The organism is Paucibacter sp. DJ2R-2, assembly GCF_025717675.1.
Lineage (GTDB): Bacteria > Pseudomonadota > Gammaproteobacteria > Burkholderiales > Burkholderiaceae_C > Paucibacter_A.
Genome location: NZ_JAJIRT010000001.1, coordinates 112,962 through 124,949, shown reverse-complemented (window position 1 = coordinate 124,949; position 11,988 = coordinate 112,962). Strand labels below are relative to the sequence as shown.

10 protein-coding genes are annotated in these 11,988 nt (G+C 62.6%); 3 read left to right on the top strand and 7 right to left on the bottom strand.

The genetic code is table 11. The features are described 5' to 3' along the window. Nucleotides 1–311: 311 nt before the first annotated feature. From LNV28_RS00555 to LNV28_RS00530, 6 genes are all read right to left on the bottom strand, one after another. Nucleotides 312–542 (bottom strand): hypothetical protein, encoded by a 231-nt coding sequence (locus LNV28_RS00555; RefSeq protein WP_263516991.1) that lies wholly within the window; start codon nt 540–542, stop codon nt 312–314. Between the two features lie 1,148 nt (nt 543–1,690). Beyond that, nucleotides 1,691–3,637 (bottom strand): DUF3732 domain-containing protein, encoded by a 1,947-nt coding sequence (locus tag LNV28_RS00550; RefSeq protein WP_263516992.1) that lies wholly within the window; start codon nt 3,635–3,637, stop codon nt 1,691–1,693. Further along, entirely contained in the window at nt 3,634–4,149 is a 516-nt protein-coding gene (locus LNV28_RS00545) for a three component ABC system middle component (protein ID WP_263516993.1), read from the bottom strand. The genes LNV28_RS00550 and LNV28_RS00545 overlap by 4 nt, the downstream gene beginning before the upstream one ends. Then, nucleotides 4,146–5,360, bottom strand: a complete 1,215-nt coding sequence (locus tag LNV28_RS00540; protein ID WP_263516994.1) for an ABC-three component system protein — start codon at nt 5,358–5,360, stop codon at nt 4,146–4,148. Before LNV28_RS00540 ends, LNV28_RS00545 begins: the two co-directional genes overlap by 4 nt. Before the next feature lie 27 nt (nt 5,361–5,387). Beyond that, the gene (locus LNV28_RS00535) at nt 5,388–7,289 is read right to left on the bottom strand and encodes a UvrD-helicase domain-containing protein (RefSeq protein ID WP_263516995.1); all 1,902 of its coding nucleotides are present in this window, start codon (nt 7,287–7,289) and stop codon (nt 5,388–5,390) included. A gap of 2 nt (nt 7,290–7,291) precedes the next feature. Further along, the gene (locus LNV28_RS00530) at nt 7,292–9,262 is read right to left on the bottom strand and encodes an ATP-dependent nuclease (protein ID WP_263516996.1); all 1,971 of its coding nucleotides are present in this window, start codon (nt 9,260–9,262) and stop codon (nt 7,292–7,294) included. 607 nt (nt 9,263–9,869) lie between these two features. On the opposite strand from LNV28_RS00530, the gene LNV28_RS00525 reads away from it, so the two are divergent. The 3 genes from LNV28_RS00525 to LNV28_RS00515 are packed head-to-tail and all read left to right on the top strand — an operon-like array spanning nt 9,870 to nt 10,955. Then, a complete protein-coding gene (locus tag LNV28_RS00525; protein WP_263516997.1) occupies nt 9,870–10,070 on the top strand; it encodes a hypothetical protein in 201 nt (66 codons plus the stop codon). Further along, entirely contained in the window at nt 10,067–10,513 is a 447-nt protein-coding gene (locus tag LNV28_RS00520) for a DUF3293 domain-containing protein (RefSeq protein ID WP_263516998.1), read from the top strand. The genes LNV28_RS00525 and LNV28_RS00520 overlap by 4 nt, the downstream gene beginning before the upstream one ends. 7 nt (nt 10,514–10,520) lie before the next feature. Then, nucleotides 10,521–10,955: a hypothetical protein gene (locus tag LNV28_RS00515; RefSeq protein WP_263516999.1), complete on the top strand. Its 435-nt coding sequence runs from the start codon at nt 10,521–10,523 to the stop codon at nt 10,953–10,955. Between the two features lie 637 nt (nt 10,956–11,592). On the opposite strand, the gene LNV28_RS00510 is transcribed toward LNV28_RS00515, so the two are convergent. Beyond that, a complete protein-coding gene (locus LNV28_RS00510) occupies nt 11,593–11,910 on the bottom strand; it encodes a helix-turn-helix domain-containing protein (RefSeq protein ID WP_263517000.1) in 318 nt (105 codons plus the stop codon). Nucleotides 11,911–11,988 lie beyond the last annotated feature (78 nt).

Genomic DNA, 11,988 nt, shown 5'->3' with positions numbered 1-11,988 from the left:
AAGTGCTAGTGCAGAGGACAAGCATTGAGGCCGCAGGCCAGAGGCTGCTGCAGGCCTGCAGTGAGGGCTGTGGCTGCTTGCGAGCTGGCCATGAACCTTTGATGGTGGGGGCAATTGCAATGTCCCCGGGGACGCATCGGGGACTCCCAGGAGAGTCCCCTGCCGAAATCGGAGATGCCGTGGAATGGCATCTGTTCGATGTCATGCGTGTGCGGTTTCTAGAACCTGGAGCCCGAGGAGATCTAATCGACCGCCTTGCGTGCAAGCCTCGGCATGCGCGTCGCGCATTCGTCCGGATGTGCGGCGGTTGATCACCGCAACGACGGTGCCGCTTTGTTGTCGCCGCTCAGGGTTGGTGACTTCTCCCGAGACGCCAGGATCTCTTGTACCTGGCGTCCCACCTCCTTAAAGTGCTGCCGCAGCTCTTCGATCTCGGCCGGGCTCAGGCGGGTTGAGTTGGAAGAACTGGCGAGATTCGGACAATGAGAAGGCGTCGAATTTTCGGCCGGGCGGGGTGCAGCATTGCTGTTTTGAGTCGACATGATTGGATCAAAGTTCCCTCAGTGCTTCTTGGTTCTGTTGAATCAGTAGCGCTGTACTTCTGGCGGCGCCTGACCGGAGTCCTTGATGGCCCCGGCAACGCGCTTGAGGGCCACCCTATTGTCTTGCAGGACGTGGCACCTTGTCCGGGCGCGAGGCCTCGGGAGAGTCTCAGGTCGCGCCCTGCGGCATGGAGAAGGCCGAGCCGCCGTCCTCGTCAGTTACGGCTCCGTCGCGTCCAAATGTTCCCGCATCTGCTTGAAGTGCTGCCGCAGCGATTCGATCTCGGACGGACTCAGGCGGTTTGAACCAGGCAAGCCGGTGGGCTTCGGACTCTGTAAGGGAGTCGACGCCTCGGCCTGTTGCGGCGCGGAATTGATGCTTGGATTCACTACGTTTCTCACGTAGTTCAGCCTGCCGGTCAGGTTCTCTCAGCCGGGGGGTGTCCTTGGCCGGGATCTGCTGCCAACGCCCCCATGTGCCGAGAGCTTCCTGACCGTCATCTCGTAGTCGGACGGCGACAGACTGAGGAGCCAGTCCGATATCCTTTTCGACGGACAAAGCGGCGGCTGCTGCACGTCCGGCGATGACATCGTGTCCGCGCTCGATTCGCTGGCTTGAGACATTTTTTCCTTCGCGGAGTCCTGCATTGTCATTCAGTGTCTGGGCGACGTATCGCCCTTCGTAACAGTCGACCTAGGGCGGCAAAGAAAATGGACTCAGTGCATGGATGTGCGCAGTTATTGTGAGTGGTTTATGGCGTTATGGGAAGGTTAGGTCCAGGGGGAATTGGTGGCGACGACTAGTGCATGAGGCATTCATGAGAGTACTTTTAGCCGTGGCAAGCCCGGCCCCTCGCAACTTGAGTCCAGACAGACCGGCACTCCGGCACTCGATGAACTTCCGTTGGCGTGGAGTACTTCTGAACTTTGGCTTAGGTGGAGTTGAGTAAGTTGGCGCCGGACGACCGCTTTCGGCGGTTCTGGTAACTCGGGCGCCGAGAATGGATGGCAGAGATGCGTACGAAGCTGAAGTTGGTTGAACCTCGGCAGCAGGCCGACTGCGGTCGTCCTGCGTCAGCGCCCCAATGACTGCTCCTGCCGTTGGCGGTCATTCGCACCCAGAGGCATGGACGCCAGCACGAAGGCGCTCAGGTGGCACGTGGCCAATCTTCGGGCACCAACTTGAGTCCGTCACGCCAGCGCTCGCTCAATGAGGCTTGGAAGCGGATGTCATCGCTAAAGTCCGGGTGATCCGTGATGATCACCTGAAACTTGCCCTGCAGGCTGGCGACCACGTCAAAGATCAGGCCGAAAAGGCGCTTTACTGCCTTGCGATCGGCGTCGATCTTCTCCTGCGTCACACCCCCGCCTGGCACCGTGTCCGGAGAGAAGTGCGCCTGCGATAGCTGATCCAGTAGCAGGAAAGATGGCACCGGCCGACCGCGGCTCGCGAACCAGGTGTGCAGGGCCAGGTGCGCCACGATGTGATAGCCGACATGGTTCTCGCCACTGCCGATCTCACGCATCGACACCGGCCGCTCCGGCGTGTCCGCCACGATGGTCAGGTTGCGAGGGTCCAGGCGCAAGGGTGTATCGGAATACTCCAGGTCGATCTGCTTGGCGTAGTTCCACAGATGCTGGTTGACGTTGGACAAGCAGGACTCCATCTTTACCTGGATGGTGTCGGTGCTGACCGCCTCGTCGAGCAGCCCCTCCTGCAGCCGCAGTTCTTTCAGTCGCTCCTGCTGCTCACTGAGGTCCGGCATTTGCGGTATGTTTTCCATGTACAGGCTGATCCGGCCGAGCACCATGGCGCGTCGCGCCTCCATGTCCGAGGCCAGTTGCAGACGCTGGTTGCCCCGCTTGACCGCCGTCAGAAGGACGCGGTTGTCTTCCAGGCGGCGCCGCACATCCGCGAGCTTGGTCTCGACATCCTGGATGGCGGTCTCGATGCGTGGGGTCGCCGAATCCATCGCGCCACTGCGTTCGCCGATGTAGTCCTGGGCGGCCCGCAGGTCGCCGATGGACGGAACCTGCGAGGCTTCGGGCAGCCCTTGCAGACACAACGGGCAGGCATGTCCTGGCTGGTCATGCTCGAAGACGCTCACCGCTTGCAGGCGCGCTGTGTGTTCTCGCGCTTCCACCGAAAAGCCCTTGGAACTGCCTTCGAAGCTGCGGGCACGCTCAAGCGTGGACTGCAAGGTGCGCTGCTCCTGCACGAGTTCACTGCGCACCGTGGAAAGCCTGCGGAACTCGCCGTCGCCGTCAACCTCTGCCGCCGCGGAGGGCACCTGCCTGTTCTGAATCTGGCGGAGGGTGTCGAGCTTTTCCTGCCAGGGGGCGCTGTCAGGAAGCTCGCTCATGCCCACAGATTTGGCCTCTGCCAGCAGCGTGTCCGCGCGGCCCACGCCATCGCCTCGGATCGCGGCGGCTTCCGCAAGCCGGCGGTCGATCTGACGGATCTCGGCGCGAACGCGCTTGAGCTCCTGCTGATTGGCGACGTAGTCGTCGGTGACCGCGCCCAGGAAGTAGGGCAGGGTGTCCTTGATCGCTTGCGCTACGAATCGATCACTGGAGCCATGGAACAGGTGTTTGCGCTGCGCGATCTCATTCTGCGATTGGAAGCAGAAGGTGAGCGCATGGCTGATGGTGGCAGCCAGCGCGTCGCGGGTCTGCCCAGCCGGCGGTTCGTGCAGGTAGTCCGACAACCCGGTCCAGGAGGCCAGCAGCGAACGCAATCCTTCTCGGTTGGTCGTCTGACGCAGCGCCGATGCAGGAGGAATGTCGACCTCCGTGTCGGTTTGAATGTAGACCGCCTCGTTGGACTTGCCGTCCCCTGTCGGCAGCTGGCGCGCCACAAAGGCCTGACCACGCGGTGTCTGCAGCAGCAATGCAAACCAGTTCACATTGCGGCGGACCTTGCCCTCGGGCACGTCAATCTCCTTGGCCCCGAAGCAGTAGTCGATGATGCCCAGGATGGCCGACTTGCCCGTGCGGGAGTCTCCGGAAATGATGTTGACGCGGCCTGGTTCGAAGGGCACCACGCGGTGGCGTCCGTCGTGGCTATAGATCACCACTGCGCGAATCTGAATCATGCTTGAACTCCCAATAGCGCCAACACGGTTGGGGGCGCACCCGCTTTGCACAGCCAACGACCGACGAACACGGCCTGGCGCATGCAGTCCCTCACCTCAGTGCTCGATGCGCCCAGGTAGGTTTTGATCTTCTTGGCTTGCAATTCGCCGGCGTCAATCCAGCGGCCATCCAGCACGAGCATCTGGTGCTGCGCGCCGAACAGCAAGGCCTCGCGGACTGTCTGCCGCAACACGACCACGCCCTTGGCGACGGCCGATCGCTCCAGTGGGTGATCGTGTACCCAGGTGGCCAGCGAACTCGTGATCGTGCGGGGCAATTGCTCGCGCGTCTGGCCACGCAGGACGAGGCTCGCGCCCACGAATGCCAACTCAAACGGCAGCGCGGCTTGGCCTGTGCTGAGCGCCTTTGCCTCGGTGGTGTAGCCGCGCGCGAGATGCCACACCGCAACAGCGCAGAAGGCCGGGTTGAGCAGGTTGCGCTGCTCGATGGTGCGATCCTGCCAAGCCGTCATGCCGTCTTCCCCTGCGAGACCGCGTCAAGGACGGCCTTCAGCCTGCTTTTAAACTGTGGATGCCAGCCCACGCGCATGTCCTCTGCGAGCATGTGCAGCGAACCGCGGCACACCCAAGGGACATTAACACCCGAACGGATGGAGATTGGGGCGTCTTCTGCCCACTTCAGGAGGGCGCGCCCCGCCTGTGCCATTGCCGCATCGGTAGCGTCCGGGCCGAGCTCGTCGCAGACCTGGCCGTACTGCAGCTCCCATTCGGCCTGCAGGCGCTTGTCGTACTTGTCCAGATCGGCATCGAACATCAGGTCGTGGCGGGTCCAGGCAGAGCGTTGCCGGAAGGCCTGCAGATAGCTGGTGATCGCGTTGCGGATGCGCAGCTGGCTACCGCTGACCAGTTCGACCTGTTTGTAGAACGGGCGATCAGCGAACTCAGGCAGTTGTTCCAGCGCGACCATCAGCGCGTCGAGGTCTTCATCGATCGGCAGGGCGTCGGGTTTCAGTGATTCCTGGATGTCCGAGATCTGCGCGTCGATCTCGGCGCGAGGGATCCCGCCCTCCGGGTGCACCAGTTCATTCAGCACCCGCTTGAACCACCAACCTTCGAGCATCTGCACCGACAGCGCCTGATGGTTCAGCGAGACATGGTAGAGCTCGGACTGCAACTGCACTGTGATCTCTACGGCGTCGGGCTGCGACGGGATCACGTAGACCTGTGCCAGCAGGGCTTCGCGCTCAGCCTCATCCAGTGCGAGGTAGGCCTCGAAAGCCGGCTTGAGCTCGCTGTTGGTGGAACTAGTCGCTGCATGCTTGAGTCGCTTAGCGGCCTCAGCCACGTCGCGGTCGCGGCCGTCGATACCCAGGGCGGCACACGCGCTTCCGGGCGCGGCCGCAGCGGTGGTGATCAGGAAGCGCGCTGTGCCAAGCGGAATTTCACCGCTGGCCAGGCCCACCAGCCAGACGCGCAGCGTCTTCCATAGTTCAACGCTCAGGTCGGTCAGGGTCGCAGCCGCCTTCATCGAATGTTTGGCCTGCAGCACCGCCAGCGGTTCTCCGCCGACTTCGAAACTCACGTCGTCCAGTGTCTCCAGGCTGACAACGAAGTCGCTGGTACGGCTGCGCCGGATTGCCCACAGCAGGGCGAGCCGGACCTGGTACAGGTAGCCCACCATCGACGGTGCGGCGCCGAAGGTGGAGATGCTGGGCTGGATCATGGTGAAGCCTCCGGTCCTGAATTCGAGCTACGCCACTGCAATGCGCGGCACGCCGGCCTTGTCGAGCAATTCATAGAGCGGCGCGACCTTCGTTCGCTGGCCGCGCTCCGGCGAGTAGGTGAAGATCACCCGCTGCTTGGCGCGGGTGAATGCGACAAAGAATCCGGCCGTTGCGTCGACCGGGTCCTGGGTGTAGCTCCACCAGGCATCGTCATCGAGCCCGACGAAAATGACGGTGTGGTACTCCAGGCCTTTGCTCTTGTGTAGGGTCATGAGGGGGAGCGCGTTGGCGCCCTCATAGGCGTCCAGTGCGGCTCGCCAGTCCTGCGCTTGCGCGGCGCTAGCCAGCAGGTGCAGCACGACGCTGCTCTCCACCTCGGCGAACCAGTTTCCCTGGCCATAGGGCGCGTGCGCGGCGACCAGGGCATTGGGATCCAGGAACGTCAGCACCACCTGCACCATGGACCGGGCTTGCGCTTCGGTGGTTGGGGGCTGCGGATGTTGTCGGACAAAACCACTTGCGAAGCCATCCAGATCGCGGGCCAGCGCGCGCCGGGCTCGATCATCGGTGGGGTCAATCCCGCGCAACTCGGCCAACGCATGCTGAGCCTCGCTCCAGCTCGATCCGCCGCGTGCGGCGCAGGCCAGGCGCAGCATCACGAGCACCAACTCCGAAAGCGGCTCCGTCAGCAATTCCTGCAGCATCTGACTGCCGACATAAGCGGCTTCGTTGCGGACGGGGATGCCGGCTGCAGCAAAGGCGGGCGTCAGCACCTGGGCATAGTCCTCGGCCTTCTGCCGGACCAGCAGCACGAAATCGGTCGGCAGGAGGCCGTGCTCTCGCATTTGCGTTGCGACGTAGGCTGCGAGCGTGCTGGCCTCCACGCGTGTGCTGGTGAAGTCCCAGATGGAACAGCAGGCGTCTGAGATAGCTGCCTTGGCCTTGGACTCGGGGCGCGCTGCATTCGCGTCCAGTGCCTGCGCCAGCACGTGCTGAATGCGGACCAATTCGGGTGATGACCGGTAGTTGCTGAGCAGCGGGATGCGTTTCGCGCCGAAGGACCGCTCAAAGGCGGCGAATGGGTCATCCATAGCGAGCGCGAAGCGCATGATCTGCTGCTTGTTGTCGCCCACAGCCGTCATGATCGTCGGAGTGCCGAGGAAGATGGTCTGGACCAGGTCGAGCTGGGCCTGGGTGGTGTCTTGGAATTCATCCATGAACACATGCGAATAGGTCAGGGCCAGGGCATGGCCTACCGCTGTGTTGAAGCGGATCAAGAGCTCGGCCAGCCGGCTGAGCATGGGGAAGGACAGGTAGCTGCGGTCGGCGCTGCGCAACTGTTGATCCCAAAAGCGCTGACCTGCCCAGCGGCCGGCCGTGGTGGTGGGCCAGCCGGCTTCTGGCAGGGGTTCGTCCAGGACATGGCGCCGCTCGAACGCGGTGGCCGGGATGGTCTGAACGGCAGCGGCTTCGAACGGGTTGTCCTGCGCCAGCCCGGCACGTCGCAAGAAGTCGACCCAGTAGGCCTTCTTCGGGAACAGGATGCCGTAGTCTGCTGTCGGCCGCCAGCCGTCCGGCAGCGCTTGGCCGAAACGATCGACAAGGCTTTTGGCGAATGCGTCGAACGTCAGGGAGTCGAAGCGCCTCGCGTGATCCGCGTGGCAGCGCTGGCGCACGCGGCGGGACAGATTGCGCGCGGCGTCGCGCTTGAAGCTGATCGCCAGGATGCGCTGCGGGGCGGGGGAGGCGCCCGTCTGCAAGAGAAAGGCTGCCCGCTGCGCCAGCAACTCCGTTTTTCCCGCGCCCGGTCCGGCAAGCACCGAACAGTGCTCATTGGACCGCACCACAGTCAGCGCATTCGGCTCAAGGCTGTCGACGCCCACCGGCAGCCAGTCGGCCGAAGGGATGCGCCGCGGCGGCAAGGCCATGCTCACAGCTGCGACACCTGGGCGGCGATGTGCCGCAACACACGCTTGAGTACCGGAGGCATGCCGACACGCAACGCGGGCAAATCGATGTGCGTAAGGGCCCGCAGGTGAGTGGCGGGCTTGCTATGAGTCAGGAAGTGATAGCGATAGGCCGCCATGTGAGCGCCGAAAGGCTGCGCGTTGCCGGTGTAGCCGGCAAGGCCGGATCCCGACGTTCCCAGGACCACCCTGGCGGCGGCCTTGTTGGTCATGCGCGGTCCCGCCCCTTCGATGGTGGCTGCATATGCGGCCGGGAAGGCGTGCAGCATGGCCAGATCGAGATCCAAGGGCCAAGAGAAGAAGACCGACGACGAGTGCTGCAGAGAGTCGAGCCAGCTTTCGAGGTTCGCGCTGGCCCACGTATCCATCGTTGCCAGTTTCTCGTCGGTCAGGATCGAGTCGTCAGACAAGGCCAGGATCTGCTCCCGAGGGGTTCCCAGTGCAAGCAGTTGCTGCAGCGCGTTCTTGACGCGGCCATAACCACCGCCGTCGCGCCCCAGGTCCAGGTCGAGCAGAGTGGCATACGGAATGCCCAGTCCCTTCAACAGCCTCCAGAAGTGGTTCACATGGCGACCACCGAGCGGCACTATGGCCACAAAGGACGGATCGACCAGGAGGTCCAGGGCCTCGGCCAGCCTCGGCAGCACGATGCGCTCGGAGTCACCTTCGACCAGCAGAACGAAACGCGCGAAGTACAGCTCCGGGAAGGCCAGGAAGGCATTGCGGACGAACTTGATCGCCTCGACGCTGCCGGCGGGCATCGGGATGGGCTGGACGGTCGATGTTCCGCTGGCCGCATCGCGTCGGCAATAGCGCACATCCTCGGGTGGGATGCGCCCGAGCACCGAGGGCGCATGGCTGCTGACGAAGGCCTGCCCGGCACCGGTCTCCACGAGACTGCGGATTTGCTTCAGGATCCGCGAGAGGTAGTACGGAGTCACGTGGTTCTCCGGCTCCTCAACGGCGAAGAGGGTCAGGGCAGGCACGCTGAGTTCCTCGGATCTGAACCCCTCGATCCGGCCTGAGACCGCAGCCCGCTCCACATCGAACACGGCCGCCGCCAGCGCAAAATAGAAGAGGGACTGCTGCCCGTCGCTCAAGGCCTCCAGCCCACGGTCCTGGCCTGCCGGGCCGCGCTTGAACATTACTCCGATGCGTGCGATGACTTCCTCGAAGCGTCGGCTCGTCAAGCTGAGCTCCGGCGCGCAGTCGATGTCGCCCTCGTGCAGGGCGTCCCAACGCTGGGACAGCGACTGGCTGATCGCTTGGATGGCCTTCTCGCCGCCAAACGCGGTCATCAGCTGTTCCGTGGCAGCGTTGACCGCAGACTGCGTCCCTGCTGACCACTCGATCGCCCTGAGCAGACGCGCGGCTAGAGCCCCTGTCGTGGCGCGGATCTGCGTGGCTGCATCTCGGCTAGCCGGTGTGTAGAACAGTTGGATCAAGCCACGGTCAGCGGGCGCCACGGGGAAAGCCTGGTCGTCGCGGACGATCGGCTCGGCAGTCCCGATCCAGCTCAGTTCTTGGCTGACAGTACCTTCGGCCGTACCGTCATCATCCCAGCGAGCGCGCAGCCGCAACCGGCACAGCGGACTACCACCGGGCCGCTCCACCCGTACATGACGGAATACGGGCGCCACAGTTGTCGCGGTAGCGCTACCGTCCGCCAGCTCCGGCAAACTCAGCTGCACATCGATGGTCAGCGCCCGCGATTTGGGGCGCTCGGTCTCGGTGGGTGGCACATGGAAGTCAGAGAGGACGACCGTGCGGAGTGCCCGGGTTACCCCGAACAGGCGCATGAGGGCTTGGAGTGCCGCAGTCTTGCCGGAAGCATTGGCACCGACGAACCCAGTCAGGCCTGGGCTGAGATGAATGACCGTCGGGACTGGGCCATAGCACCGGAATCCGGTGATGGTGACACTTTCGATATGCATTGGCACCGCTCCCTGGTGGATATTTATTGTTCATGCGCGCCAGATCTACCGTCGACATCGCAATGCACCTACCGGCGCAAATCAATGTTAGCAAGTAAATGCGCGCGTTCGCCTGGGCGCAATCAGATCTGGCGTACCCAGCGATCGCAAAGCGATAGAAACCGGACGTAGGCCCCACCGACATGAAGGACCGCAACCGCTGCGTTGCGGAATCCAGACCTCAAGTTTGAACTTCGGCTTTGCTCACATTGCTGCCGCTTAGTCTGGGGGGCTATGTGACCGAATCTGGCCTAAAGTGGTGTCCCAGTTGATCTGCGCGACTGGCAGCAAAAGCTGTGATGCCAACCTCCACCGACAGACTCAACGGCCTGTTTTGGGCGCCGTGCTTTCGATTCGATGCGAGGTGGATTACAGGGCGCGCGAGCAATCGTCAGGGAGTATTCGACGAGTAAACCGCATAGCGCTAGACTGGGCCCATCGGCAACAGCCGGTCGCGGGCTTTAAGCACTACTTGGCGCCGCGTCAACAACGCCTAAAGGTCGCCTGCCGAGCTGCTCCCCGCCTCGCTGCCGACTTCATATCGGCACGCGGGGGTGGAGAAAATGAGATGCAGGCCATCATCCAAGCAACATCTGCCTTTGAACTGAGGGCGGAACTCACCAAGACGCCATTCGGGCATAGCCTTCGACTGATCAGCTATGTGCCAACGGCGCGGCGTCCTGAACAGCAGGTGAAGTTCCAGGGCCTGTTTACAGCCGCGCAGCTGCGCGACTTGCGGGACCTGATCAACAGGGAGCTTGCCACATGAGCTGTGAACAAGATCTGATGTCGACAACGTGCATCCCTCCGGACCTGGTCCTCGCCTACCGGCAGACCGACTTTCACGTCTATGGTGATCAACCGACCGTACTCAGGGTCGACTTGGTCAACGACGTTTTGCTAGCCATCCATCGTTCGCATGGAGCCAGCGGCAGTGCCTTCATCACCGCCTTCAACCCATATAGCCGGGCGCTGAGCGAGCAAGAGAATGTGCAACGCCAGGCCGCACTTGCGCAGGAACTGCAAGAGCGGGGCGTTCATTTCGTCGAGGGCTGCGGGCAGCATGCGTCGAACCAATGGCCTGGCGAACCCAGCTACCTCGTCATCGGGCTTTCTCTGGAAGATGCCCAGGCGCTCGGCCAACGCCTGGAGCAGAACGCGATTCTCTGGAGCGGTGCCGATGCAGTGCCGAAACTGGTCCTCTTGCGTTGATTGCCGCATGAACGCCAAAACTGTTCATTCCGGGCCAGCTCATTCGCTGGGCGATCAGATTTTGGATTTCTATCTAGGCCAGGATCCGGGCGCCTTTCTGGCCTGCGCCGACGGGCTAGCTTCGCAGTTCGTCGCGCCCGGTGGCGGGCCAGCGGCGACAGGAATCTGCGGCCAAGTGCTTGAGATTCTTAGCGAGCACCCGTGGGTAGGTCAGTTTTCTGAACTGTGTGAGCTGCCCTCGGGCCGCAGCATCACGCATCGTTTTCCCCAGGCCACCGGCTGGGGATGGCAGGCTCAGTTGCAGCACTATCGTTCCCGCTTTGGTGAGCCTCCAGCCTGGGTTGCATGGCTGCACCCATCACACCGCAGGGCGCTGTGTCGCCTTGCGCTGCAAACTGGCTTCAAACTGCGCACGCGCGTCTCTGCGAGTCGCGGAAGTTGATGCGCCGTCATGTGAAATCAATTGAGCTGTTCGATCTCCCGCACCTGCCTTTTCTCATGCCTCGGACCTCATGCCTCGGAGTGCAGATTGACTAAACATACTTGCCGCTGAAGGGAAAGAGGGCCGCCTCAAGCCGCTAGTCGCGCTGGACCTTGCAATGTTCAGGATGGCGAGCGCACGTTTGGCCGAATAGGCTGATGGCTTGGCATATGTTTCTTACTCTTGATCCCCCGAATCAGGCTGGCTCGTCGATGTAGGCGGTGCCAGGGTGTTGTCGGCTGCGGGTCTAGCATGCAAGTAGTTCAGCACTAAAACTCAACTGAGCCCGGAAATTCCGGGCGAACTTTGATTCGAGCATGGCCATCCAAAAGAGCACAACCTCACCGCGACCGGCCGAGGCTTCGACTACTTCACAGAGTCCGAAGCCCGCCCGCTCTTTCGCTTCAAACCGCCTGAGTCCGTCCGAGATCGAGTCGCTGAGGCAGCACTTCAAGGAAGTGGATCGCCAGGTGCAGGAGATCTTGGCGTCTCGGAAGAAATAACCGGCATTGACAGTAGCCTTGCCGTGCACCCACGCACTTGGACAGCGCCCTGAGCCTTTACCGAAGCTCTGGCCAGCTGTTCCCAGCCAAGCACGTCACTGCTGGCGGGCGATGTCGGCCAGCCCTGAAGCGACGGACAAAACTTCCTGCCGTGCCATAACTGGCAGCACATGCACCGCACAGAGAATTTCTGCGACCAAATCGTCCGAGGTGTAAAAGTAGGCCGCCGGCATATTGAGTGTGGAGGCCACGCGCTCGATGAGTTCGAGCGCGGGCACCCTCGCGCCAGTCTCGTATCGATTCATCCGAGCGCTGGCTGACTCCGCTTCGAGGCCGATTTCAAGGCCGAGTCTTTCCTGAGACAGCCCGGCGCGTAGCCGCGCAGCCTTCAGCCGCCTCCCAATGACCGACATGCAAATACCTCGCCCAAAGGCGAGGATCGTTCCTATAAGACCACCTCGATGTACTACCGTTTTGGTAGCATGACCTCA